Annotated in this window: 24 protein-coding genes and 1 tRNA gene; 15 read left to right on the top strand and 10 right to left on the bottom strand. The window is 55.9% G+C overall.

Annotated elements, in window-relative coordinates; genetic code table 11:
* Positions 1-51 precede the first annotated feature (51 nt).
* The 3 genes from ACPLPM_RS05905 to ACPLPM_RS05895 form a co-directional block, all read right to left on the bottom strand.
* The gene (locus ACPLPM_RS05905; protein WP_424359318.1) at positions 52-1,437 is read right to left on the bottom strand and encodes a DHHA1 domain-containing protein; all 1,386 of its coding nucleotides are present in this window, start codon (positions 1,435-1,437) and stop codon (positions 52-54) included.
* A gap of 561 nt (positions 1,438-1,998) precedes the next feature.
* Positions 1,999-2,598 carry a lysine exporter LysO family protein gene (locus ACPLPM_RS05900; RefSeq protein WP_424359317.1) on the bottom strand — a complete coding sequence of 200 codons (600 nt, stop codon included), beginning with the start codon at positions 2,596-2,598 and terminating at the stop codon, positions 1,999-2,001.
* Positions 2,595-2,900 carry a LysO family transporter gene (locus ACPLPM_RS05895; RefSeq protein WP_424359316.1) on the bottom strand — a complete coding sequence of 102 codons (306 nt, stop codon included), beginning with the start codon at positions 2,898-2,900 and terminating at the stop codon, positions 2,595-2,597. Before ACPLPM_RS05895 ends, ACPLPM_RS05900 begins: the two co-directional genes overlap by 4 nt.
* 222 nt (positions 2,901-3,122) lie before the next feature.
* On the opposite strand from ACPLPM_RS05895, the gene thsA reads away from it, so the two are divergent.
* The 14 genes from thsA (at position 3,123) to ACPLPM_RS05825 (ending at position 17,134) form a co-directional block, all read left to right on the top strand.
* Positions 3,123-4,802 (top strand): thermosome subunit alpha, encoded by a 1,680-nt coding sequence (thsA, locus tag ACPLPM_RS05890; protein ID WP_424359315.1) that lies wholly within the window; start codon positions 3,123-3,125, stop codon positions 4,800-4,802.
* 152 nt (positions 4,803-4,954) lie between these two features.
* The gene (locus ACPLPM_RS05885) at positions 4,955-5,614 is read left to right on the top strand and encodes a PHP domain-containing protein (protein WP_424359314.1); all 660 of its coding nucleotides are present in this window, start codon (positions 4,955-4,957) and stop codon (positions 5,612-5,614) included.
* An 85-nt stretch (positions 5,615-5,699) separates the two neighbouring features.
* Positions 5,700-6,284, top strand: coding sequence for a hypothetical protein (locus tag ACPLPM_RS05880; RefSeq protein ID WP_424359313.1), 585 nt, complete (start codon positions 5,700-5,702; stop codon positions 6,282-6,284).
* A 91-nt stretch (positions 6,285-6,375) separates the two neighbouring features.
* Positions 6,376-6,447 (top strand) — tRNA-Gly (locus ACPLPM_RS05875).
* Positions 6,448-6,651: 204 nt separating this feature from the next.
* Positions 6,652-6,972 carry a DUF2551 domain-containing protein gene (locus tag ACPLPM_RS05870; RefSeq protein ID WP_424359312.1) on the top strand — a complete coding sequence of 107 codons (321 nt, stop codon included), beginning with the start codon at positions 6,652-6,654 and terminating at the stop codon, positions 6,970-6,972.
* A 30-nt stretch (positions 6,973-7,002) separates the two neighbouring features.
* On the top strand, positions 7,003-7,371 hold the full coding sequence (locus tag ACPLPM_RS05865) for an NUDIX domain-containing protein (RefSeq protein WP_424359311.1): 369 nt from the start codon (positions 7,003-7,005) through the stop codon (positions 7,369-7,371).
* 127 nt (positions 7,372-7,498) lie between these two features.
* Complete coding sequence (dapA, locus tag ACPLPM_RS05860; protein ID WP_424359310.1) at positions 7,499-8,392, top strand: 4-hydroxy-tetrahydrodipicolinate synthase; 894 nt, start codon at positions 7,499-7,501, stop codon at positions 8,390-8,392.
* Positions 8,389-10,281, top strand: a complete 1,893-nt coding sequence (locus ACPLPM_RS05855; protein ID WP_424359309.1) for an aldehyde ferredoxin oxidoreductase family protein — start codon at positions 8,389-8,391, stop codon at positions 10,279-10,281. The genes dapA and ACPLPM_RS05855 overlap by 4 nt, the downstream gene beginning before the upstream one ends.
* Positions 10,259-10,585 carry a MoaD/ThiS family protein gene (locus ACPLPM_RS05850; RefSeq protein WP_424359308.1) on the top strand — a complete coding sequence of 109 codons (327 nt, stop codon included), beginning with the start codon at positions 10,259-10,261 and terminating at the stop codon, positions 10,583-10,585. The genes ACPLPM_RS05855 and ACPLPM_RS05850 overlap by 23 nt, the downstream gene beginning before the upstream one ends.
* Positions 10,586-10,693: 108 nt before the next feature.
* Positions 10,694-11,971, top strand: coding sequence for a glycosyltransferase family 4 protein (locus tag ACPLPM_RS05845; RefSeq protein ID WP_424359307.1), 1,278 nt, complete (start codon positions 10,694-10,696; stop codon positions 11,969-11,971).
* Positions 11,972-11,995: 24 nt separating this feature from the next.
* Complete coding sequence (locus tag ACPLPM_RS05840) at positions 11,996-14,074, top strand: glycogen debranching N-terminal domain-containing protein (protein ID WP_424359306.1); 2,079 nt, start codon at positions 11,996-11,998, stop codon at positions 14,072-14,074.
* 1,080 nt (positions 14,075-15,154) lie between these two features.
* Complete coding sequence (locus ACPLPM_RS05835) at positions 15,155-15,424, top strand: hypothetical protein (protein ID WP_424359305.1); 270 nt, start codon at positions 15,155-15,157, stop codon at positions 15,422-15,424.
* A 969-nt stretch (positions 15,425-16,393) separates the two neighbouring features.
* Positions 16,394-16,738, top strand: coding sequence for a hypothetical protein (locus ACPLPM_RS05830; RefSeq protein WP_424359304.1), 345 nt, complete (start codon positions 16,394-16,396; stop codon positions 16,736-16,738).
* 162 nt (positions 16,739-16,900) lie between these two features.
* Positions 16,901-17,134 (top strand): hypothetical protein, encoded by a 234-nt coding sequence (locus ACPLPM_RS05825; RefSeq protein WP_424359303.1) that lies wholly within the window; start codon positions 16,901-16,903, stop codon positions 17,132-17,134.
* 3 nt (positions 17,135-17,137) lie between these two features.
* Here the strand turns inward: ACPLPM_RS05825 and ACPLPM_RS05820 are convergent, their stop codons facing one another.
* Both ACPLPM_RS05820 and ACPLPM_RS05815 read right to left on the bottom strand, forming a co-directional pair.
* Positions 17,138-17,782 (bottom strand): TfuA-related McrA-glycine thioamidation protein, encoded by a 645-nt coding sequence (locus ACPLPM_RS05820; protein WP_424359302.1) that lies wholly within the window; start codon positions 17,780-17,782, stop codon positions 17,138-17,140.
* Positions 17,779-19,026, bottom strand: coding sequence for a YcaO-related McrA-glycine thioamidation protein (locus ACPLPM_RS05815; protein ID WP_424359301.1), 1,248 nt, complete (start codon positions 19,024-19,026; stop codon positions 17,779-17,781). Before ACPLPM_RS05815 ends, ACPLPM_RS05820 begins: the two co-directional genes overlap by 4 nt.
* 313 nt (positions 19,027-19,339) lie before the next feature.
* On the opposite strand from ACPLPM_RS05815, the gene ACPLPM_RS05810 reads away from it, so the two are divergent.
* Complete coding sequence (locus ACPLPM_RS05810; RefSeq protein ID WP_424359300.1) at positions 19,340-19,669, top strand: DUF2098 domain-containing protein; 330 nt, start codon at positions 19,340-19,342, stop codon at positions 19,667-19,669.
* A 74-nt stretch (positions 19,670-19,743) separates the two neighbouring features.
* Here the strand turns inward: ACPLPM_RS05810 and ACPLPM_RS05805 are convergent, their stop codons facing one another.
* From ACPLPM_RS05805 to mtrG, 5 genes are all read right to left on the bottom strand, one after another.
* On the bottom strand, positions 19,744-20,493 hold the full coding sequence (locus ACPLPM_RS05805) for a hypothetical protein (RefSeq protein ID WP_424359299.1): 750 nt from the start codon (positions 20,491-20,493) through the stop codon (positions 19,744-19,746).
* Positions 20,494-20,530: 37 nt separating this feature from the next.
* Complete coding sequence (locus ACPLPM_RS05800) at positions 20,531-21,217, bottom strand: DUF1894 domain-containing protein (RefSeq protein WP_424359298.1); 687 nt, start codon at positions 21,215-21,217, stop codon at positions 20,531-20,533.
* Positions 21,218-21,227: 10 nt separating this feature from the next.
* Complete coding sequence (locus ACPLPM_RS05795; RefSeq protein WP_424359297.1) at positions 21,228-22,724, bottom strand: methanogenesis marker 14 protein; 1,497 nt, start codon at positions 22,722-22,724, stop codon at positions 21,228-21,230.
* Positions 22,725-22,893: 169 nt separating this feature from the next.
* Positions 22,894-23,832 (bottom strand): tetrahydromethanopterin S-methyltransferase subunit H, encoded by a 939-nt coding sequence (gene mtrH / locus ACPLPM_RS05790; protein WP_424359296.1) that lies wholly within the window; start codon positions 23,830-23,832, stop codon positions 22,894-22,896.
* Between the two features lie 13 nt (positions 23,833-23,845).
* The gene (gene mtrG / locus ACPLPM_RS05785; RefSeq protein ID WP_424359295.1) at positions 23,846-24,049 is read right to left on the bottom strand and encodes a tetrahydromethanopterin S-methyltransferase subunit MtrG; all 204 of its coding nucleotides are present in this window, start codon (positions 24,047-24,049) and stop codon (positions 23,846-23,848) included.

Here is a 24,049-nt window from a genome sequence, read left to right as displayed (position 1 = left end):
CCGGCTGCATATAAATGTTTTCGCTGCGAGGGGTATCCGACAGGGGCGCATTTATACCTTGCTCTTTATCTGCTCCCCTATTTTCTGATCCAGCAGAGCCATAAACTCGGCCTCCCGCCCTGCGGGAATCGTAGCACCGGCCGCTATGTCGTGGCCTCCGCCGGCGCCCCCGACTGCGGCCGCCGCCTCGGAGATGGCCCGGGCCAGGTTGAGGCCTCGTAATATGAGGTCGTGGTTGCCTCTCGCCGATACTTTGATGCCCTCGTTCGACGTGGCCAGCCCGACGATGGGCACTTCCCGGCTGACACAGTTCAGGCTGCTGCTCATGCCGGCGATGATGCCGACAATGGTCTCCCTGATTTCGCTCTTCGCATCGAAGTACTGGACGTTCTTCAGCCGGGTGACGCCCTGGTCGCTGACGAAGTTCAGGCCGTTGACGAGGTTACGGCGGTGCTGCTCGAGCAGGTCCCGGGCATAGTGGAAGGCTTCTCCCCTGTCCCCAGTGCAGATGGCCAGGCCGGTTTCGGCGTACTCGTACCGGGCGGTGGCGTTCAGCAGCGTGGAGAATTCGGAAGCATCCCGCATTTCAGTACCCGGTTCTTCTTTACAAAGTGTATATACTTCGCCTACCAGCCGCTGCACTTTGTGGGCGGGCATGCCGCAGGAGAGGCAGTGCTGGAACAGGCGGGAGATGACCCGGGTCTTCTCGTCCCGGCTCAGGTCGATCCACCGCCTCCACGACTCGGCCTTGACCTGGATATCCGCGTTTTCGAGGAAAGTAATGCAGGCTTCTTCGCACCCGCTCAGGCCGGGCATGTACGGGTCGGAGCAGTACTGGAGAAGCTTATAGACAGGGCGGGTCTGCCGGCCGAACAGCTTGATGTCCTTTTCGTACGACAGGTGGCCTCCGGAGACTCCCAGCGCCAGTATCTGCCGGTTCACCCCGACGAGCGCATTCGTGCGCATGTCCTGCAAATCGCCGACAGCGCCGACGATAGCCAGCGGGGCCAGGTCTTCGTTCGGGCCGAGCTTGAGAGACAGCAGGAACGTTACCCCCGAGCCGCTGATATCCGTAGCCCCGTTGAGGCCGACGAGGTGCGGGTTCATGTGGTACGGGTAATCAGACGGTTTCGGCTGGTGGTGATCGGCGATCACCGCACTAAGGCCAAGCTCCGTGATCTGGTCGATCGCCCCGCTCCCGAGGTCAGTGAAGATCACTGTCCGCTTCCCAGCAGCAGCCGAGATCTGTTTCAGCGCCTCCGCGTCCAGCTTCTTCACGAAACGGGTATCATAGCCCTTGCCAAGCCGCTTCAGCGCAGTACAGATGATGCCCGCGGAGGTCAGCCCGTCCGCATCGATATGAGAGACAACGAGCAGCTCGTCGCTCTTTTTGATCAAATCCGCACAGCGCTCCGCTGCCTGGCTAAATCGTTCCATCGATAGGACATGAGTGCTGAGGGTTTATACTGTTTACGCTAAAGGGGAGTGAAAGTATTATTTTCAATAATATGAAAAAATGTAGTTTGACCGAAGCTATACAGCAACCAGTAACCACGGCGGCACAGGGGCACGAAGACAGTGCGTACCGCAAACGCAAGCAGGTAAAGATAACCACGGCGGCACAGCGGCACGAAGACAGACCGACTCACGATAAGCCGGATGATTTTGTTAACCACAGCGGCACGGCGGCACGGAGACAGTGGCGAACTAATACTAAATCGACTTCTTTTTAGGTCCACGGCGACACGGAGACAACACATTACCTAAAACCGTTTATGCTTACTGTCGATGTTCTACTCCAAGGGTATGATCTACAGGAGTATCGCTTAAAGCCAATCTCATATTACATTCTCCATACCAGCACTGTACACAATTGTCTCTGTGCAGTCACCCGCCGTGCCGCCGTGGTTAAAACATTTGATCTTACGATCATATCTCGCTCAGTAGCTGTGCCGCCGTGGTGAGAATTAAATGTTCTGATATTGGAGATGACTTAATCTAAAGCCCGGCGAGAGCCGGGACGAGGAACACGACAAGGATCGACAGCACTACCCCGCTGATGAAGGCGACGATGCTCATTTCGCTCCCGGCATACTTGACGACGAAGGGCAGGGTGGTGTCCATGGTGGTGGCGCCGCCGGGGGCTACCGAGGCGATTTTGCCGAAGTACTTGACCACCAGAGGGAGCATCATGATCGAGAGGATTTCCCGGAACACGTTGGACAGTAGCGCCATCGTGCCGACGTCCGCCCCGACCATGGTGGTGAGCATGATGCCGGAGAGGCTGTACCACCCGAAGCCTGCGCCGATCGCCATGCCGTATGCCGGACTTAAGCCTACGACGAAGCTGGCCGCGAGGCCGCCGACGATGCTGCCGCAGGCGATGAAGAGCGGGAGCAGCAGAATCTTGATGCCGAGGCGCCTGATCTCCGCGATTACAGTACGGTTCTGGCTGAGGTCGAGGCCTATGATAAAGAGCAGCAGGCAGAGCATGGCTGTCAGTACGGTGTCGAGATTTGCGGCGAAGATATCCGGGACTAAGCCCAGGACGGCCAGGATGATGCCCAGTATCAGGGCCACCAGAATTTGCCAGATCATTTCGACCCGCTCCTGAGCACGAGCTTATCGAACAGCACGGCGAAGAGAATGCTGCCCGCGATGGCGGCGAGTGTGATGAGCAGAGCCTTGAGCCCGAAGATGCCCAGGCCTTCCATAACTGATTTGTTCAGGCCTGTTTTGACCCCCATGAGGAAGATGAGGATGAAGACCATTCCGGTCATGGCCATGGAAATTAGCTTCTTCTCCCTGTCGCTGAACTGCTTTCGGACTAAGCCTACGAGTACGCCGGCGATCAGGGACGCGATGATCAGCCCGATGGATAGTAGCATCTGGTCGAACATGGTGGTGGGTATGGTCTGCAGTTGTATTATTTATACTTAGCTTCAGGCATCGCTTAAAGGCAACCGCCTCTACGGTAGACGATACTCTCAGGGCGGCCATCAGGCCGCCCCCAAGATAGGCACCACGGCAGGGCGATTCTTCGGATCATGGGCGGTAAATTATTTATAGACGTACAATCCTAATTATGCTCCATAACAAGGCATATTTCTGGAGGTATGATTTTGGCCAACGAAGGTGCTGGCGGTCAGCCAGTGTACATTCTAAGGGAAGGGAGCACCCAGTCCAAGGGACGGGATGCTCAGCAATTCAATATCATGGCAGCGATGGCAGTGGCAGAGGCGGTCAAGTCGACTCTCGGCCCGAAGGGCATGGACAAGATGCTTGTCGACCCCACGGGCAACGTCACCGTGACCAACGACGGAGCCACCATCCTCAGGGAAGTCCAGATCGATCACCCTGCAGCCCAGATGATCGTGGAAGTCGCCAGGGCCCAGGACGACGAGGTCGGCGATGGCACGACAACCGCAGTGGTCTTCACTGGCGAGCTGCTGAGGAAAGCCTCGGAGCTCATGGACAAGCAGATTCACCCGACGGTCATCGCTACCGGCTACAGGATGGCAGCGGACAAGGCAAGGGAATTATTGCCCGCGATAGCTGTCTCGGTCGAAAAGTCTGACAGGAAGCTGCTGGAGAAGATCGCCATCACGGCGATGACTGGCAAGGGTGCAGAAGCCGAGGGCGTTATGCTCGCCAAACTGGCAGTCGACGCAGTCCTGTCGGTAGAGGAGAGCGGCAAGGTTGACATCGACAACGTCAAGGTCGAGAAGATGGTCGGCCCCGGAGCCATGGCATCCGAGCTCATCAAGGGCATTGCCCTGAGCAAGTCCAGGGTCGCCGAAAACATGCCCCGGTCGGTCTCGAAGGCTAAGATCCTCCTGCTCAACTCAGCCATGGAGATCAAGAAGACCCAGGTTGACGCGTCGATCAAGATCAAGAGCCCGCAGCAGATGAAGACGTTCCTGGACCAGGAAGAAGCGATGCTCAGGAAGAACGTGGATTTCATCAGCAAGAGCGGCGCCAACGTGATCTTCTGCCAGAAGGGAATGGACGACCACGTGGCCAGCCACCTGGGCAAGAAAGGCATTTACGCCATCAAGAGCGTCTCCGAGTCGGACATGAAAAAGCTGGCTAAAGCCACAGGCGCCAGGATCGTCACCAAGATCGAAGAGATCGATCCCAAGGACCTCGGCTACGCCGGCCTCGTAGAGGAGCGGAGAGTCAGCGGCGAGGAATCGCTGACCTTCATCGAGGAGTGCAAGAACCCGAAGGCAGTCACCGTATTCATCCGGGGCAGCACCGCCACCCTCATCGACGAGCTGGAGCGGGCGCTGCACGACGCGCTCAGAGTAGTCGGCGTCGTAGTGGAGGATAAGAAGGTCGTTCCCGCAGGTGCGGCACCTGAAATCGAGCTCAGCCTCAGGCTGAAACAGTACGCGTCCACCGTCGGCGGCAGGGAGCAGCTGGCAGTCGAGGCGTTTGCGAACGCGCTGGAGATCATCCCCCGGACGCTTGCGGAGAACGCCGGCCTCGACCCCATCGACATGCTGGTCAGCCTGCGCAGCAAGCACGAGAGCAAGAACGGCAAGAACTTCGGCCTCAACGTCTTCGAGGGCAAGCCCGTCGACATGCTCGCAGCCGGCGTCATCGAGCCGCTCAGGGTCAAGACCCAGGCAGTGAGCTCCGCCGCCGAAGCCGCAGTCATGATCCTGCGCATCGACGACGTCATCTCCTCGGGCGGACCGAGCGAGCAGACTATCCATGAAGCCCAGATGCAGGCCCAGAGACAGCTTGCAGCCGGCCGCATGGGCGGCATGCCCCCAGGAATGGGCGGCTTTATGTGAGGGGCCTTACGGCCCCGAGTTTCTTTTTGTTGCAGACTCCCCCGGCAGAATGCCGCTTTTCCCTGGTGTCCCATCCGCTCTTCGGGGCCATCAGGCCCCCGGAAAGATATTTAGTCTATCAGCAGACAGGTGTATTACAAGAAGGGCAAATCATGTTGAAGTACGACCTGCACTCTCATTCCCGGTACTCCAAGGACGGGATCATGGACGTCAGGGACCTCCTTAAGATCGCTAAAAAACGGGGCCTGGACGGCATCGCCATCACCGATCACGACACGATCAGGGGAGGTATGGAAGCGGTCAAGCTCAAGCCCGAAGGCATCGACGTCATCTGCGGGTGCGAAGTCAACACGGACAGAGGCGACGTGATCGGGCTGTTCCTCACCGAAGAGATCAAGGCCCGGGAGCACACCGCGGTGATCGAGGAGATCAAGGCGCAGGGCGGAGTAGCCATCGTACCCCACCCGTTCGACAGCATGCGGGGCTCTGCGTTCTGGCTCAAAGAGTGCGATGCGCCACTGATCGACGGCGTAGAGGTGATCAACGCCCGATGCGTCTTCAACAGGTACAACGATGCGGCGGACACGTATTCGGATACCTACGGCAAGGCCAAGACAGGTGGCAGCGACGCCCACTTCGGGGCAGAGATCGGTAACGCTTACACGCTCCTCGAAGAGGGGTCGGACCTGCGGGAAGCGATCCTGAAGAGACAAACAGTCGCCTTCGGCCGGTGCTCGTCACCGGTTTTCCACGTGCGGACGACTGCGCTGCTGGTTCAGCGCAGGATCAGCCGGCGCAAGATCAAGTCTTAGCCGGGCCGCAAGTTTTTCACGGCACCTGACTCCTGTCGCGTCAGCCGTGCCAAACCTTTTTCCCCGGAGCACAGGAATGGTTTCTATGCTTCGGGAGGATACGAACGGCGACTTCGTCGGATGCTTCGCCTTCGAGGGCCGAAACTACGAGTACAGGGTCAGGGGCTATGGAAGGCCCGTGCTGATCACGGCCAGCATCTCACCGCGCTATGGATCGTATGCATGGCGGTACATCTTCGAGTGCCTCGCCGGCACCAGATTTGTCTATTCGCTCGACGTCGAGGGCATGATAAGGGTAGGCGAGAACACGGGGCCGGAACATCACGCGAAGCTCATCGAGGCTTTTCTCAGGGAGATCATCGGAGTAAGATCAACCATTATCGCCGGTGAGAGGGAATATACCGATGCAACATCGGCTGCCTTAGAGGCCAGGTCCCTGGTCGACAAGGTTATCTTCCTCTGCCCGGGGGGAGCCGAAGGATTCAGGCTTCGCGGACCGGTTGTAGCAGGCAAGGGAACGGGGACAGCGGCAGTTCCTGCACTGGACAGGCTACGGCAAACGACTGCAGGATCACGTATCTGTACCGTCCTGCGATCTGGCAATAGCCCGCTGCCCGGAGGTAAAAGCCCGCTGAGGATATGCGAGGATCTGATGAAGCTCCTGAGATAAGCCTGCAGCCGCCTGATCAGTGGTTTTCCCTCGAAAGATACATATAGATAAAACAACATCCTGATTATCGACTTACAGGCTTTTTACCAGTGCGGCTATGGTCTAGTGGCTATGACATGAGCTTCCCAAGCTCGAAGTCCGGGTTCAATTCCCGGTAGCCGCATCGCATATTTTATTATCGCTGTCGAAAATTTTAAAGCGGCGATAAAAAGTTTTTCTGAACGGTAGCTATGCAAATCGGGCAGTTTCTGGCCTGTCACAATCTATATACGTTTAATATATTCTATCGCCCATTAATTGCTTACTAAGAAAGAGTTAAATAGGTCCATGTGTAAATGATAATTAGGGTAAATTGGTAGGGATAGAAATGGATTTTATCGTAAATGAGATAACCAAGCGTCTGGATGAGTATCTCAAGACAGACGTGAATGGTATTCGCAGGACTGTATTGCATGCGTTCGTCAAGCTCAAGAGGCTTACCGCGGATACGCTCCACAGGATTCTGATCGAGCGGAACTTCGCGATTACGCTGAAGCAGGTAACGGCGATGCTGGGAGTCATCCACTCCAAGCTGGGCATCCTCCACGCCCACAAGAACTCGTATGACGCCAAGTACGAGTACAGCCTGAAGGACAAGTACGCAGGCATCGTCGAGTGGACGCTGGCTAACACCAAAGTCCCGTTCTAAATTTTTTGTCTTTAAAAGGGTAGTAAGCATATGACGGTTAGCTATGCGTATGTGATCGCGTTCTCCGGCCACCAGTTTCTCATGGTCCGCCATGCCAGGCGAGCCTGGGAGATGCCGGGCGGCAAGCTGGAGCCGGGCGAAACTCCCGAGGCCGGCGCTGCCAGGGAATTCCGGGAAGAGACCGGCTACGAGGTCCATAGCCTCAAAGTCCTGGAGCGCGAGGAAAGCGGGCTCGTATACCTTGGAGAGCTCGGGCCCAGGCTCGAGACGGTCCCGGACGCAAAAGAGATCGCCGAAGTACGCCTTTTCGACGAGCTGCCGGCAGAGCTATCGTTCCCGCTGGTAGAGTACCAGCGCATGCTGGCCGCAGCCAGGCGGATGCGGGAATCTGAAGAGTAGATTTTGTAGCTCCCCATTATTTACAGATCGCTACTCTCACATTCTTGTTTCCCCCGTTTTTTGCCCGCCTAATGTATATGTTGCGCCGAATCTAACCTCTTCGTAGAATTCGGAGGCATTTTAAGTCATGTATCATCCCAGGGGAGTCTATGGGGCCATGCCTACGCCGTTCAAGCGTAACGGGGACCTTGACGGAGGCTTGCTGAGCGAGCTGGTCGCCCATTTTGAGGATACGGGAATCAACGGCCTGCTGGTTATGGGCACGGCGGGAGAGTTTGCCCTGATGAACGAAGCCGAGCGAAGGGCGGTCGTCGATATAGCTGTAGATGCTGCAAAAAAGATCGAGCTCATTATCAACGCCGGCTCTGCATCCACGAGGGAGACGATTCAGCTGGCGAAGTACATCAAAGATGCCGGAGCAGATGCCGTAGTAGCAGTGGAACCCTATTTTTTCCACCCGACGCAGGAAGGCATCGCCCGTCATTACCTGACGATCGCCAGTGCCATCGACTTCCCGGTTATCGCCTATAACATACCTTCTTTTGCGGGTAACCGGATGGCGCCCGACATCCTGGAGGAGTTCGCCCGGGATGACCGAATCGTCGGCCTTAAGGATAGCGAAGGGGATGCTGCAAAGCTCTCTGAATTCATCTTCCGGTCTCCGAAGAACTTCTCGGTGCTGGTAGGCATGGACAGCCTGGTCAGCTCGGGCCTGGCCATAGGTGCCGAAGGCATGGCGATCGGCAGCGCCTGCATAGCGCCTCGCATCTGTGCGGAGATGTACAGGGCGATGACTAACAAAAAGTATGACAAAGCGTTCGAGCTGCAGAAGTCCCTGGACCATGCAATCAGGGCGATGCAGGTAGGCACGTTTCCGGCTGCAATCAAGTATGCGCTGACCTTACAGGGGTTCCCCGCCGGCCACGTCAGGGCTCCCCTGCAGGAGCTGACAGATGCCGAGCGGATCGTCGTAGAGGACCACCTGAGGAATGCCGGCATTAACGAGGAGCTGTTCGCATGAAAGGACTCTGGGGTAAATTACTGCGGGTTAATCTGACTAATCACACGTACGAAGTAGAAGACATAGCTGAAGAGGTGGCCAGAGCTACCCTGGGTGGTAAAGCGCTGGCCGCCCACTATGCCATCAGAGAGATCAAGAGGAATACAGAGCCGCTGTCGCCTGAAAACATCCTCTACCTGTTTACGGGCGTCCTTACCGGTACCCCCGCCCCCACGGGCAACAGGTTTGTCGCAGCTACGAAGTCGCCGCTGACCGGCTCGTTTACAGACTCCTACGGCGGCGGATACTGGGGGCCCGAGCTCCGTTTCGCAGGCTACGATGGCATCATCCTCGAAGGGCAGTCCAAAGCGCCGGTTCGCATGCACATCGCCGACGATAAAGTAGAGTTCCTGGATGCTACCGAGCTGTGGGGTATGGATACGTGGGAAACCACCTCCCGGATAAAGGAGCTGCAGGGGAAGACACCTCGTCCCATCAAGGTGTTAAGCATCGGGCAGGCCGGGGAACGAATGGCTCTGCTGGCGGCCATTATAGCGGATGCAAGGGCTGCGGCGCGAGGCGGCGTAGGGGCAGTCATGGGCTCCAAGAACCTGAAGGCGATCTCGGTCATCGGCAGCAAGAGGCCGCCCCTGGCGATGCAGAGGGAGTTCATGACGCTCGTCAAAGAGCAGAACATGCGCCTGAACAAGAATCCGGTGACGTCAGATGCGCTGCGGTACCGGGGCACGCCCAATATTCTCCTGGGCGTCAACGCCGCCGGCGGGCTGCCTACCCGAAACTTCCAGACGGGACAGTTTGAGGCCGCGGAGAAGATCGATGGGGAGGCCATGCGGAAAGAGCTGTGGAACGACGGCAAGAACTGGCACCCGTGCTGGAACTGCACGATCAAGTGTACCCACTTCCACGTGCTTGACGCTCCGGGATACGAGGGTAAGATCGACGACGGCCCGGAGTACGAGACGACCGCCCTGCTGGGCTCCAACTGCGGCATCGGGGATCCGAAGGCGATATCTCTCGCCGACTATATTGTGGATGGCTACGGCATCGACACGATATCTCTCGGCAATAACATCGCGTTCCTCATGGAGTGCTACGAGCGGGGCTTCATCGGTAAAGATAAGACCAACGGTCTCGATCTCCGGTTCGGCAACAAGGAGGCCTGGATGGCAGCCATCCACGCAGCGGGCAAAGGTGAGGGAGAGCTGGGCAGGCTGGGGTCTAACGGCGTTAAGCGGGCGGCAGAGGAGATTGGTCAGGGCAGCGCAGACTTTGCCGCCCACACCAAAGGCCAGGAAATGCCTGCGTACGATCCGAGAAGCGGGCAGGGAACAGCTCTGTCGTATGCCCGTGGCATCCGGGGCGCCGATCACCTGAAGCCGTGGGTGTTCAACAAGGAGTGGCTCTCCTCGGGGGAGCGCACCGACCCGTTCAGTACTGCGGACAAGCCCGCGCTCATCAAGCGGGACGACGCGGACTCGGCAATCCTCGATTGTGTCTGCGTCTGCCGGTTCGTCGCAAACGAGCTGAACCTCGAGAACGATTTTCTCATGCTGGCCAACGCGGCAACGGGCTTCGGGTATGATCTGCAGGAGTTCCTAGATATTGGTGAGCGTGCTGTCAATCTGGCCAGATCATTCTATGCGAGGGAAGGCTTCGGCCGGAAGGAAGACGTGCTACCGAAACGGTTTAACACTGAGCCACTCCAGGCGGGCCTTGCCAGAGGCAACGTGGCGAAGATCGACGAGATGATCGACAGGTATTACGAGCTGTGCGGCTGGGACGACAACGGCGTGCCTTCTAAAGACAAGCTTCGCTCGCTCGGCCTCGAGTTCGTGATCGACATCCTGTACGGCGACGGAGGCCCGGGTGAAGCTGCAAGGGCAGCGTAGTCAGCCGGTCGTGAAGGTGGTGATCGTAGGATACGCTTCGGACGTCCTCGATCACCGTTCCCTGGAGCTTCCGTTGTGGCCGCGCATGACTATGAAGGACCTGTTTGCCGAGCTATCCAGGTTCGGGCGGCAGGGATTCAGAGAGGCAATTTATAATCCGGATACCGGCAGGATGAACGAGTACCTGGCAGTCTTCGTCAACAGCCGGGAGATACGCTCGCTGAACGGGCTGGATACGCCCCTTTCCGAAGGTGACACTGTCACGATCATGCCTCCCATGGCAGGGGGTTCTGCTGGCGGTTGAGTGGCAGACGCCGGGTGGTGTTAAAAAGGTGGGTGCCCGTAACTAATGCTGTTTTAAATAGAGATTACATTTAAAAAAGTCAAAATATAAATTGGTTTGGTCGATATCATGAAAATAGGCGTTATGCACTGGGCATTCCCCCCTGTAGTAGGGGGTGTCGAGTCTCATCTTGTTTACCTATATGAGGAGCTGGCGAGGCGAGGGCACGAGATATCGCTACTGACTGCACCCCATCCCGACAGGGACGATAAGTCCGTCGACTGGATTAAGATCACGTCGGAGGACTACATGAGCCTGGAGCACCTTCAGCGGAGGGCCCCAGTTTCCGGCCGGTACGAAAAGGTCTACGATATGATGGAGCGCTTTATCCTCAAGGAAACCCCTGAGGTTATCCACGCCCATAACTTCCACTACTTCATACCGGACCACGCCGAGTGCTTAGATGAGCTGGCGAAGAAGTACGGAATACCGATCGTTCTGACCATCCACAACTACTGGGAAGATAATCTCTGCAAGCATTTGATGCGGGACGTCAAGTGGGATAAGATCGTGGCTGTCAGCTACTTTATGAAGAACCCGTGTATTTTCCACTCGATGCTGCCGCAGGATAAAGTTGAGGTCCACTACCATGGTGTCGACCTGAACAAATACAGCCTGGCCGAAGACAGAGAGGCTGCTAAAGCCAGGTTCGGGCTTACCGGGCGGAAAGTGATCTTCCACCCCGCCAGGGCATGTAAATCCAAGGGAACGCTGCACAGCATCGAAGCAGTCTCCCGGCTGATGGATAAATATCCGGACATCTGCCTGATTGTCAGCGGCAACGGAGATTCGGTCGACTTCGAGAACGAGAGACCTGCGTTCCGGACCTGCATCAGCTCCATGATTCGCGACCTCAAGGTGAGCGATAACATGCTCTTCATAGCCGCGAGCGGCGAGGAAATGCCCCTGTACATGCAGGCATCTGATGTCATCCTGTACCCGACGATCACCCCGCAGGGCGAGGCGTTCGGTATAGCGCCGGTAGAAGGGATGGCCTGTGGCAAGCCGGTCATCGTGACGAAAAGCGGCGGGCTGGTCGAGAGCACTCAGCACGGCATCAACGGCATCGTGCTCGATGTGGGCGAGTCCCTCACCCAGGATCTGGCCCGGCACATAGACCACCTCCTCAGCAACCCCGGCCTCGCAGAATACATGGGCAGCAACGGCAGGGAGCTTGCGCTGGAGAGGTTCGACTCGAAGAAGATGGCCTTGAAGATGGAAGACCTGTACAACAGGCTGGTCAACGCCAGCATCGTGGAGAAGGTCGACCGCATGGACACTGTAGTAAAGCCCGGTGCGGGCAGCAAGGGCCTCGGAGCAGATTTCGCGGGCCAGTCCAAGATTTAGCGAGATGGGTAACGGGTCCCGCTTATGAACGATACGATCGTAATCAACGAAGGCACGACCTTCATGGTCACAGATAGCATGGGCAATGTGCCAAGAGGTACACCTCTTGGCCTCTTCCGCTCAGATACCAGGTACCTCAACAAGTACATCTTAAAGGTCAACAACAAGGACCTGGTACCGCTGAGCTTCACCCGCCGGGGGTACATAGCCAACATATCGCTGACCAATCCGGAGCTGAATGGTACTGACAAGAACGTCGTGCCAGAAGGCACGCTCCACATTCTCCGGACCATGTTCATAAGCACTAACTTCTACGAGAAGCTCTTCGTAAAAAACACCAACAGTTTCCCCGTGAAGCTCAGCCTTGAGCTTTCTTACGATACCGATTTCAGGGATATCTTCGAGGTCAAGGGTATAAGCGCGGCACGACGAGGCCTCCGGGCCCTTATCGAGGGCGAGGAGGGTAAAAACATTATCCTGCGCTACGAAGGCCTGGATAACGTCATCCGGCGCACGGAGTTCTATTTTAAGCCCGCTCCGGAGATCTTCTGGGATACCGCCATCTTCACCGTCGATGTCGAGCCATACGAAACAAGGGAGATCGACATCGAAGTAGTCATGACGCTGGGCGGCGTGCCCGTGATGCGGCAGGAGTACGGCGTGGCCAAGAAAGAGATCGAAGAGTCTTACGGCCAGTGGCAGAAGCAGCTGACCCAGATCTCGACCGACAGCGACGTGATGAACAGTGTCATCGAAACGTGCATCCTGGACCTGCGCTCTCTCATCATCAACACCAAGAAGGGCTTGCTGGTGCCAGCCGCAGGCATACCCTGGTACGATACCATCTTCGGCCGGGACAGCCTCATCACGAGCCTGCAGACGCTGATGCTCAACCCGACGCTCGCGCAGTCGACGCTGCGCTTCCTGACGATCTACCAGGGCAACAAGGTGGATACCTGGACCGATGAGCAGCCCGGGAAGATCCTCCACGAAATCAGGGAAGGCGAGCTGGCCAACCTGCACCACATCCCGCATACGCCCTATTACGGCACCATCGATGCGACGATGCTGTACCTGATCCTGCTCTCCGAATCCAACCGCTGGATGGGAGATCAGACGCTGGTGTCCGACCTGCGGAGCGGCGCCGAGCTGGCAGCCACCTGGATAGACAACTATGGTGATCTGGATAAGGATGGTTACGTGGAGTACATCCGGATGTCGGAAAAGCTGGGCCTGGTCAACCAGGGCTGGAAGGACTCCCACGACTCCATCGTATTCAGCGACGGCCGTCTCGCAGATGCACCGATTGCCCTTTCCGAAGTGCAAGGCTACGCTTACGACGCCCGGCTCCGGTTTGCCGAGCTGTACCCGGACAGCGACATTGCCAGGCATATGAGAGATAAGGCTGCAGAGCTGAAGTCGAAGTTTAACGAGCAGTTCTGGATGGCCGACAAGGGTTTCTTTGCCGAAGCGATGGACAAGGATAAGAGGCTGGTCGACTCGATCACCACCAACCCGGGACACTGCCTGTGGTCGGGGCTGATCGAGAAGAATAAAGCTGGCGCCATGGCGAAGAGAATGATGCAGGAGGACATGCACTCCGGGTGGGGGATACGGACCCTGGCTTCCAGCGAAAAAGCATACGATCCGCAGAGCTACCACGACGGATCCATATGGCCCCACGATAACTCCATCGTCGCCTGGGGCCTCAAGAACTACGGCTTAGTGGAAGAGGCTAATAACATCATCACCAGCCTGATCGAGGCCAGCAGGCACTTTGACTACCGGCTGCCTGAACTGTTTTGCGGCTACAAGCGAGAAGAAGGCAAAGCACCGATCATCTACCATTCCACCTGCAGCCCCCAGGCCTGGGCATCGGGCAGCATCATCCTCTTTATCCAGACCATGCTCGGGCTATACCCGGACGCGCCCAACGGAGTACTGTACGTCAAACCGACGCTGCCCCACTGGCTCAAGTATGTCACGGTGAAAAACCTGCGGGTCGGCAAAGAGAGCATCAACCTCGAATTCAGGAGAGTCAACGACAAGACCACCTTCGACGTCATCGGCGGCGCCGGGAAGATCAAGGTCGAAGGGATTTAGAGAAAAATTTCATACAGTGACCTTTGAACCACAGCGTAGCAGCGACATAGAGATAGGGCGATCTACAATTACAGGATGGTTAGTTAAACCACGGTGCCACGGCTCCGCATTCTGACTACTGGAGAGCAGGTGTTCTAACCACGGCGGCACGGCGACACAGAGACAAATCGAGAAACGATAGCAGGATAGTTATTTGAACCACGGCGGCACGGCGACACAGAGACAAATCGAGAAACGATAGCAGGATAGTTAGTTGAACCACGGCGGCACGGCGACACAGAGACAAATCGAGAAACTATGGCAGGATAGTTAGTTGAACCACGGCGGCACGGCGACACAGAGACAACCTGTACCCGAATAGCAAGACCCTTTTTTAGATCCACGGCGGCACGGCGGGCTGACAGTACGGAGACAAATAAGTTTTCCTTCATTCAGGTTATCGATCGAAAGTCAGGCTGAAACGATTCGATAGTAAGCTTATGGTTAATGCTCTGTCTTAGTGTCGCCGTGGACATAAAAAGAGTTCACTTATACCGGTTCACCACTGTCTTGGTGTCGCCGTGCCGCCGTGGTTTTATTTACCACTGGCTTACCGTGGATCGCCTTGTCTTTGTGTCGCCGTGCCGCCGTGGTTCAAATATTTAATCTACTCTTGTCAGGATAAAGAGCCGTGCCGCCGTGGTTTTATTTACCACTGGCCTGTCGTGGATCGCCTTGTCTTTGTGTCGCCGTGCCGCCGTGGTTCAAATATTTAATCTACTCTTGTCAGGATAAAGAGCCGTGCCACCGTGGTTCCAGTCACCACCGGGTTTTTAAGAGTCGTCCTGTCCCGTGTCGCCGTGCCATGGTGAGCAATACCAGACTTGGCGGCGCCCGGTGTTTCCGGGGTCAAGGATTTTTGTCTCGGACATTGTTCTCGATCACGGGTAGTTACAGGACGTAGTATACGTCCTGCCATCAGGAGGGAAACAGTTGAGGGTAAAGAGTGCGCGTTATCTTACGCCGTTGCTGGTGCTTGGAGCGCTGGCAGTGGTTCTTTTGCCGGTATCGGCATCGCTTTTCAGCATGCCGAAGTTTGACATGGATCAGTTTTCGTTCGGCGACAGCGGCATTGATCGGCCGGGGACAACGACGAAGATAGAGAAGTCGATCTCGCCCTTTAGCGATCTGTCGACGTCGTCCGGGATTGGTTTGCCGTTCGGCGGGTTCGGCCTGTTCCGAAGCCCGGCCACCTCCCAGAGATCATATACCAGAACGGTCATGACGCCGGAGGGGCCGAGGACTCAGATGGTATATGAAAACTACGATGGTATGACAGGCGAACGTGCGACAACAGTGACGAACAGCTAAGCATGATTTGGTTAGCGTAGCCCGGGCGGCCAGGACCCCGGGTAGTTCTTTTTCTCCCTGCCGGCGATTGCTGTGCATTCATACGTTTTTGGCATACTTAGGATAGCTGTGCGTCTGCCGTTTCATCTGGCGGACGAAACTGTCACCATGCCGCTGACACACCAGTACATGTCTTGAAAAATCATATCATAGACATATATGTCTCGAAAATTCATATTTCACAGGCACACGTTTCGATAAAATATATCCTGGCGTGACAGATTTTAAGCGAAACCTTTACCGGGCAACGCCGAGCCCTTTTCGTATCATGGGCGCCATAATCCGGGGAGAGCGCGGCTTTCCACGGGCAAAATATTAAAACGCTCCTGCCAATGTATTTCTTGCAGGGATGGGATTGGTTAAGTGCTAGAGAGCCTCCGGCTCATGTTTACCTGATCTTACAGATCTGGTACTCGTCGCGTAACCAAAAATTGCGCGGCCGGCATACATGGGATGCGGATGGCTACTCTCTATCACTACCGTAACCCTCACCTTATCCATTACCCTCCCCATCACCCGGGTGGTGATGGCTATTGATGCGGCGGTTTACCCACCGCCGCACTACCCTCAGAATTAGAATTTAGTACTACCCTCAAAAAAAATTAAGTACTACCCTCAAATAGGCAGATGGATAAGCAAAGTACCCTCAGATAAGCAAAGTACTACCCTCAGATAAGCAAAGTACTACCCTCAGATATACCCTCAAAGTAAAAACGTCAACCCTCTTCAATCAAAAACGTACTACCCTCAAAAACGTTTTTCATTTTATCTGTTTTGCAGGCACCATAACGGCTCGGGGCGAGGCTGACAGCAGAAAAGAAATATGTAGGCAGCACCCCTGTAGAATTGATAGAATTATCTTAACAGGGCACTAAGTCTGGAGTTGATCCTGAGACTTAATACCCGATGTAGTTTCAGGCAGGTGAACTCATGTCCAGAGAACTCTCAGACCTCGACTGGCAGATACTGGGAAAGCTCGCGCCCGAGCTTTGCGATAACGGCGTCTGTTCGGGCTCCGGCCGGAAATACCGGTCTATCCTGCCACCCATATCTATGCACTACGCAAAGTCCAGGGAAGACTTCCGGGAGAGAATAGAGAGGCTTAGTGACGAAGAGCTTGACTACCTCCTCTGCCTGGCGGAGAACGGCGAAGAAAGCCTGACCTGTATTCGACCTGAACACAAGGAAGAGTTTCTGGAGATGGTGGGCCGCAGGGCATCTTCAGAAAGGGCGGCGAAGCTAAAGAAGTTTATAGAGTTCCTGGAATCGATGTGAGACTGCATCAAGTTCAATAGGGGCTCGCATCAACCCGATAATATACTTATTTATCTCTAATTATTTTAAACGGCATAAATGTTATATAACACAAATTAATAATTACTGTGCAGTCGGTTGCCCTGCTTCGGAAGCTGGAAATCTGCCGACCTGAGGGATAGTATGGCAAAAATGCTCGTTCACACAGGCAGAGTCTTATTGCTTATCACGCTATTACTGGCGCTGGCACTGCCGTCTTGCGCGCTGGCCGCCGGCCAGTCCGGGGCAACCCCCGTACCTGAGCCGACCACGCTGGGCCAGGTCTCGGTAAAAACAAGCCCGACCATGTACTTCATGCTGATCGGGGCCTCCATACTCGGAGTCGGCGGCATGCTGATCTTCTTACGCTATAAATAAGATTTAGCGGCCGGCGATCGACTTTATTTTTTCGAGCAGTAAAACGGCATCTTCGGCTTTTAAGTTCAGTGGCTCAGCGGCGACGAACTTCAGCAGTTGATCACCTTTTGCGTCAGTGATAATGCCTGCCTCGATTGCCCTGCTCACGATGGCCGGATAGGTCCGCTGCGGGTAGAAAAGTTTACCTGTCAGCTCCACTATTGCCTGGCGCTGGTCCCTGTCGATAACGCCGCCAGTTTCAGCTGCTTTGAGCTGGTACCTGACATTGATCAGCGGTTCCGCGATCTGCTCGCCCGTCACCGGGTTGAACGTGACTGCCACCTCATCGTCGGCGGTGATGCGCCCTGACCGGTAGCACTCGTAAACCCTGCCGACGCCGATCATGCCAAAGCCAGTGAGCTCTGCGGCCCGCAGGGCCCCCATACTCGAGCTACCGACGACGGTGATGCCCTTCTTCATGACCTCTATGATTTCTTTATGGGCGATAGCCGATTCACTGTAAAAGACACCGTCGATGATGCCCACGATCTTCGTCTTCCGGGGCAGCTTGCTGAGGTCCCCTCTGACGATAGGCGGACGATACTCCGCATCGAGAATAGCCTTCGCCTTTTCAGGGGACAGAGTAGGGCCGGTATAGATGACGATCATGGCCGGACCTTTCTCGCCGGCGGCACAGCCGCTGCAGCCCGGGCTACCGAGGCTTTCTTGCACCGGTCGCCGATGCGTTCCTTGTCGATGGCGAACATCTCCAGGCCGGGCACTGTGACCCTGACGACAGGTACGCCCACGGGCCGGGTGAGATCGGTGACGATCACGCCCTGGGCGATGCCCTTCAGCTGCTTGATAGACTTCTCTATGTCGCCCTTGTGAGATGCAGTCGAGAGGTCGGGCAGCTTTTTAAGCGATACCATTTCCGCTGCTTCGGCATACCAGTGCTTATTCAGGCGCTTCATGCGCTCGTAGCCGATGGACCGGGTAATTTTTTCCCGGTCGGTGTCTTCTCTGCCGCCGTGGATCTGGGTAGCACGGCTCTGCGCGACTTCAGTCAGCGCCCGCAGCGTGGCAATCCGGGCGTCGAGGTGAGTTCCCACGCCGATGACCAGCAGCGCCGGGTCAAGCAGTTCTTTGTCGTCGGCAGCTGCCAGCACGGTGGGAATGCCTGTATCGGTGGGCAGGTACCAGAGCTTCACATCGATATTGGCCTTGCCGAACTTCGCGTAGAGTTCGTAGGCGATGCCATCGTCCTCGTCGATGGAAATGGAGCTGCCGGTGTTCCGGGTTGCCTCCGCCAGCGACAGGGCGTCCCTCTCGACTACTTCCATCAGGGCGTGGAAGATAGCCTCCTCCATGGTATTGCCGGATGCCAGGCCGTTCGTATTGCTCCTGAACAGGCGGCCTGCGGTAGAGTTATAAGGATGAAACACCGCATTGCAGGGAAGCTTTACTTCTTTTTTGCCCATTATGTCATAGCCCTCGAACCACTCCAGCTTCGTCCCGGGCAGCAGCCGGCCAGGCAGTATCAGGCTCTGGGGGTCCACGGCGGCGTGCTTCTCCGAGACTTCCTCGTAGGCGCCGACGATCACCTTTTTCTTATCCTGCTTCTGCATCTCGGACGAATACCGCTCGATGGACTCCATAATTACCGAAACCTTGGCCTCGACAGGGGTGGCGCCCTTGCCGGCATAGACCGAGATAGCACCTTTCTCCGAGCCGGGCCTGATAGCGGAATAGACAGGTATGCCGATACGGTCCAGGCCTGAGATCTCTGCGACCCTGGTGACGCCGATGTCCGGCAGGAGCTTCTCGACCCTGTTTAAAGTCTCTTCCGGGGGAACAACCCGGTGGGTGTCCTTCGTGTATCCTTTTGGCGTCACTTTCAGCGTAATCTTCATCCGGTCACCTGCCCTGTAAACTAAAAGCGTATAGGCTGTCGTGAGTCATAAAAGTTTTTAACCCGAGTTGCGCTGACATAGTGAACGCTGCGCTTTGCTTAAACACAAAGGGCACGAAGGACACGGAGGACACGAAGGCCAATCAAGGACACGAAGGGATACGCCCTTTGACACGACCCCCTTTGTGCCCTTGATAAACCTTCGTGCCCTCAGTGTCCTTCGTGTCCATCGTGTTAAAGCGCAGTGCAGCGTACATGCAACTGCGACACTAAGTTTATTTACGCCGAAGGCAGATTATTCTCCGGAGGAGAACATGGAGGCAAGCGAGACGATCACAGCCATGGACCTGTACGGCAAGCCGATCAAAGTCGGCACTACGGTCCGCTACATCACCACGAGGACGCTGGGCAAGGTCATCGACCTGAGGAAGGAGGAGGACAGGACCTTTGCGCAGATCGACAGCTCGAAGCTTTACTATGATACGCATTACCTGACCGTCACAGACGAGAGGGGAGCGGCCGAGGAAGACGAGGACAGCGTCAAGATTGACCTGGCCGAAGTGGAGAGGAAGATCAAGGACATGGAAGAGGCCCTGAAGATCAAGGACGTCTATACTGACAACAGCTGTGAAGGCGGGGGCTAAAAAAACTTAGATTTTCCGATTAGAAAGGTTACAGGGAACCGGTCAGGTTCCCTCAATAGCATCGCAAAAATTTTTTACGCCCGGGCCTTCGAAGCCTTCTTCGCAGCAGGCTTCTTGACGGCCTTGCCAGCCTTTATCCGCTCGGCGTAGCTGGCATTAGGACCAGCACTGTCTGCAGTGATCTCTGCAAGCTTGTCCAGGACGATCTTTTCAAATTTTTTGATGGTCTTCTCGTCGCCCCGGATCGCGAGCAGTTCTCTCTGGATGTCGCTGATGCCGATGGGAACGTAGATATCGGTCCTCGTGACGAGCTCGACGTCGAACTCCTTCGCCAGGTTAAGGATCAGCTTGCGGGGAGTCCCGGGCGGGAGGATGAGGTCGAATTTGCCGGGGATGATCGGCTTTTTGCGGGTATCCTCGAACTTCTTGATGCCCAGCAGCTCGTCAACGGACTTGATCTCCATCTCCCTGGGAGCGATCAGATCATTGACCGTCTGGCCTTCGGGCTTTTTAGCCTTAGTTTTTGGGGCCGCCTTTTTGGCGGCCGGAGCTTTCAAGGCAGCCTTAACCGGAGCCTTTTTAGCTACAGCCTTTTTTGGTACTGCAGCCTTTGCTGGTGCCTTAACAGCAGCCACCTTCTTAGATGCAGCAGCCTTGACAGGCGCCTTCGCCGCTACTACTTTCTTCGGAGCGGCGGCGGCCTTAGCAGGCTTTGCAGCTACCTTCTTCGGGGCAGCAGCCTTGACAACAGGCTTGCTGGCGACTTTCTTAGGTGCAGCGGCTTTCTTGGGTGCTGCAATGGCAGCGCCCGAGGATTTCTTCACAGCAGGAATAGTAACACATCCTATCAATTGATGAATATTAAGTAGTCTCCTTCCACTTTTTTAGCGTCAGGTCCTTGGAGTAGTTCTCCCGGACCCGCTTTGCCTCGGCGGACACGCTTTTGATCATGATTACCAGCGGCCCCATCGTCGAGTCGTGGAAGGGGAAGATTATATTATTTTCATCTTTGTCGTCAATAGCCACTGGTATATAATCTTTACCCAGCGGCCTCAGGCCAAGCACCCGGAATTCTGGGGGGAAGTAGTAGGTTTCCCAGTACTTTGACCGGATGAACTTTTCGCACTCCCGGAAGGTCTTGAAGTGGGACAGGATGTCGTAGTTAAAATTCCGAAGGGAGACGTCAAGCGGGCAGGTGACCGCTTCTGCGGCCGCCGCCTTCTTTTCTCCGGTACCGGTCCACCGGTCGAGGGTGAGCGATTTGGTGTAGCCGGAGCGGACCCTTTTTACTTCGTCGGGTACTCCGGGGATGCGAAGGACGAAAGTGCCCATGCATGGCTTGGTATAGGTGAAGATGACGGTGTCGTCCGTGTTATCCTCGATAGCCACGGGAATCGCACCTTCTCCCAGCGTCCGCAGGCCGAGCACCATGAAGCCCGGCTCGAAGTAGTAAGTTTCCCAGTATTTCGACCGGATGAACTCCTCGCCCTCTCTCAGGGTGCAGTGAGACAGCAGGATCTCGTAGTTGAAATCGTTTAGACAGGCCATTGATACACCGTTATTTCTTGTTTTGCAGCTTCATGCGATCTGCCAGGATGCACTTGCCACCTCTCCTGCCGCCCATGGGGTGTTTTGGCGTGCCGAAGGAGTTCATGCACCGGGCCATCACGGCTGCGCCTCTGGCCAGGCCGTCATCGCAGAAGACCACATTATCGTTGGGGTTGTCGTAGATGCCCAGCGAGCCGATCTTCTCGACGATCAGGTAGGGCTTGTTGCCGGTTATGCCGGCTCTGCCGGTGATGCCGATCGCGGTCTTGCCGGAGATCAGCTGGTTGTCCAGGGCAGTCTTGAGCAGGCGGTAGGCAATCATTGCGCTGGTCATGTCCAGCGTGGCCAGCATGGTCTGGATACCGTGCTTCTTGTAGACCTCTTCGCCCACGGCGTTCAGCCTGGGCAGGTCTTTGCCGTTCTCGCCTACTTCGCAGCCGATCAGGACGACGCCATTGGTCTTTGCAGCCTTCGGGTTGACCGGTACGCTGCCGTACCATTTACGGCCTTCGGGGACGACCTCGATCTGGACCAGCTCGTGAGCCATCTTTGCGTAGTCCTCGATGACCTTGTCCTTGAGCACTTCTGTAATTACGCCAGGCTTGTACTTCTCGGTCACGTCCAGCACATTACCGTATTTCTTGTCCACGATGCCAGAACCACGCACGATGGCATCCGGGATAGCTCCGGCAAGGCCGCAGAAGCTGCCGACGGTCTTAGAATAAGGTACGTCGTCGTTGGTGACGCGGCCTTTGAGGGTCGTACCAAAGTCGATGCTGCAGCAGGGGTTCCTGAAGTCCACATCAGCCCACTTCGCCGCCTCCTTTATGCCGGCCGTGGCGAGCTCGCCCTCCATCTCGTTGGCCACGATCTCCACGCCCGAGCTGCCTACTGGGGGCAGCGTACTGGCGACTGCGCCATCGAAGTAGACTTTGTCGAGAAAAGAGTAAGGCCTGATTCTGGCCAGAATGTTATCCTTGTTCATGGCCGGGCACATGTTCTTCGGCGGCACCTTTGCCTGGATGCAGCCGTCGGCCAGGGCCAGGATGAACTCGCCCACATCGTCCGGGCTGTCGAAGCCTGCGACGACGCCGGTGCTGCGCACCACGAAGTTCAGGTCGTTCTCGACCGAGAGGTTTACGGCTTTTAGAGATTCCAGCAAATTATTCTGGACCATCTCTCCCACAGAATTTCTGGTGAGCTTCCGGCCGTCGAGAGTCTTGCCGAATACATCTTCGCCGGGTTTCGGATCCCGGACGTCCCTCGACATCTTGACGGTCTTGTTAAGAAGGTAAGTCTTGCCAGTTTCGAGGTTAGTAGCAGTGAGAATGCACTTGGTGGTGGTGTTTCCCATTTCGACGGATGCAACAACGTAGTAGTTGGTCTTTGCTATGTCGACTTTGAAGTTCATGCCCGGAGAAGACGTCTGGGACACGAGCGACAGATAAGGGCTCTCAGCAATGTGCGGCTTCGGGCCGAATTTTCTGAGTAAAGGTTTTAGTTGCATCCAGATCACCGTGGAATAATTATCAAAGATTTTTACACTGATACTATATAGTTTGTGCTTTTATGAGGCTTAAAGCATACGGCGATTTATGTAAAAGCGTAAAAGAGTAAGCCGATAAACTGTTTTAAAAAAGATGTAACTGGCAGTTGCCTGCCAGTCATATTCGAACTTATACCAGCTTCTTGAGCGGGTGGAAGTCGACCGGCGTGGTGCCGAGGTCCTTGGCAGCCTCTGCGACGATGATGTCGTTCATGGCTACTGCGGGGAAAACCTCAACAGAGTGCTCGATCGGGCCGTACAGGCAGAAGTCACAGCCGAGGGTGATGGCAACGAGGTTGCTGCCAATGTCGGAGGGCATGTATGCGCCTTCCTTGCCGGGCTGCTTCTTGAACTTCTTCAGCCAGGACCATGCGGACGGGATGTTGTGGTAGCCGCCGCCCACAGGCTCTCCGAGCTGGGACTTGACGGCGAAGATGGACCTGTAGGTCGCACCGGAACCGCTGCCCAGGGGGGTAGCTGCTACGTCGAGGAGAGGCCTGGTGATGCCTTTCTCAGTAGCGAGGGGGAGCATGCCCTTTGCCTGGCCTGCGCCGCCCTTGGTGAACATCTCCATCCTGCCCTTGACCGACATGTCCATGGCGTTGAAGCCGAGGACGATGGCGGAGGTGAACTTCAGGGGCTTGATTGCCTCAAGTTCGGCGGGAGCTGCTGCTGCGTTGATGGAGTTGTAGATGACACGGTCGCTGATACCGATCTCATCTGCCTTCTTCGCACCGGCAACCCTGGTGTCTGCTGCGGACGAGTCGACGAGGAATGCATCCTTGCCCATGTCTGCGTACCAGGTAATGTACTTAGCGATGGCTTCGGGATAGTTAGCGACAATCTGGACCCAGATCGGGTTTCCGGTGATGTCGCTCATCTCTTCCTGCTGCCTTACGAGCTTCTCAGCGATTTCCTTGTCGAAAACACCGGTCTTCTCATCGCTGACGATCTTGTGCTTGCCGTAGAAGATAGAACCTGCCAGTACGGTGGGGTACTCGCCCGGCTGGCCGCCTACCTTAGCTCTACCAACCTCGTAGACTTTCTGTTGATTTGCATACTTGAACATTGGTAAACCTCCCTTAAATCAGTCCTAACTGGATAAATATGCTGTACGCGACGTAGATTAACGCTCCGAACAGGAATCCGTACAGTATTCCGACTTCTCTGCCTAACCTCTTTCCTTCAGTCTGCTGGATCTCGGCGAAGGTGAACTCCACCTTCTCCTCGATGCCATCGACTTTCCTGATCGCTGCTGCGTAGTCCTTGGGGTCAACGTATACCAT

Source organism: Methanocella sp. MCL-LM, assembly GCF_049676595.1.
Classification (GTDB): Archaea; Halobacteriota; Methanocellia; order Methanocellales; family Methanocellaceae; genus Methanocella_A.
Note: the sequence above shows the minus strand (reverse complement) of the source record. Positions and strands in the feature narration are given on the sequence as shown.

Bases quoted from the DNA above. Each gene is read 5' to 3' on its own strand.
- mtrG (WP_424359295.1), bottom strand. From the start codon at position 24,049: ATGGTATACGTTGACCCCAAGGACTACGCAGCAGCGATCAGGAAAGTC.
- mtrH (WP_424359296.1), bottom strand. From the start codon at position 23,832: ATGTTCAAGTATGCAAATCAACAGAAAGTCTACGAGGTTGGTAGAGCT.
- ACPLPM_RS05880 (WP_424359313.1), top strand. From the start codon at position 5,700: ATGCTTCGGGAGGATACGAACGGCGACTTCGTCGGATGCTTCGCCTTC.
- ACPLPM_RS05820 (WP_424359302.1), bottom strand. From the start codon at position 17,782: ATGATCGTCATCTATACCGGCCCTACTCTGTCCCCTGAAAAGGCGAAG.
- ACPLPM_RS05795 (WP_424359297.1), bottom strand. From the start codon at position 22,724: ATGCAACTAAAACCTTTACTCAGAAAATTCGGCCCGAAGCCGCACATT.
- dapA (WP_424359310.1), top strand. From the start codon at position 7,499: ATGTATCATCCCAGGGGAGTCTATGGGGCCATGCCTACGCCGTTCAAG.
- ACPLPM_RS05865 (WP_424359311.1), top strand. From the start codon at position 7,003: ATGACGGTTAGCTATGCGTATGTGATCGCGTTCTCCGGCCACCAGTTT.
- ACPLPM_RS05855 (WP_424359309.1), top strand. From the start codon at position 8,389: ATGAAAGGACTCTGGGGTAAATTACTGCGGGTTAATCTGACTAATCAC.
- ACPLPM_RS05905 (WP_424359318.1), bottom strand. From the start codon at position 1,437: ATGGAACGATTTAGCCAGGCAGCGGAGCGCTGTGCGGATTTGATCAAA.
- ACPLPM_RS05845 (WP_424359307.1), top strand. From the start codon at position 10,694: ATGAAAATAGGCGTTATGCACTGGGCATTCCCCCCTGTAGTAGGGGGT.
- ACPLPM_RS05895 (WP_424359316.1), bottom strand. From the start codon at position 2,900: ATGTTCGACCAGATGCTACTATCCATCGGGCTGATCATCGCGTCCCTG.
- ACPLPM_RS05810 (WP_424359300.1), top strand. From the start codon at position 19,340: ATGGAGGCAAGCGAGACGATCACAGCCATGGACCTGTACGGCAAGCCG.
- ACPLPM_RS05900 (WP_424359317.1), bottom strand. From the start codon at position 2,598: ATGATCTGGCAAATTCTGGTGGCCCTGATACTGGGCATCATCCTGGCC.
- ACPLPM_RS05815 (WP_424359301.1), bottom strand. From the start codon at position 19,026: ATGAAGATTACGCTGAAAGTGACGCCAAAAGGATACACGAAGGACACC.
- ACPLPM_RS05870 (WP_424359312.1), top strand. From the start codon at position 6,652: ATGGATTTTATCGTAAATGAGATAACCAAGCGTCTGGATGAGTATCTC.
- ACPLPM_RS05825 (WP_424359303.1), top strand. From the start codon at position 16,901: ATGGCAAAAATGCTCGTTCACACAGGCAGAGTCTTATTGCTTATCACG.
- ACPLPM_RS05885 (WP_424359314.1), top strand. From the start codon at position 4,955: ATGTTGAAGTACGACCTGCACTCTCATTCCCGGTACTCCAAGGACGGG.
- ACPLPM_RS05800 (WP_424359298.1), bottom strand. From the start codon at position 21,217: ATGGCCTGTCTAAACGATTTCAACTACGAGATCCTGCTGTCTCACTGC.
- ACPLPM_RS05840 (WP_424359306.1), top strand. From the start codon at position 11,996: ATGAACGATACGATCGTAATCAACGAAGGCACGACCTTCATGGTCACA.
- ACPLPM_RS05835 (WP_424359305.1), top strand. From the start codon at position 15,155: ATGGATCAGTTTTCGTTCGGCGACAGCGGCATTGATCGGCCGGGGACA.
- ACPLPM_RS05830 (WP_424359304.1), top strand. From the start codon at position 16,394: ATGTCCAGAGAACTCTCAGACCTCGACTGGCAGATACTGGGAAAGCTC.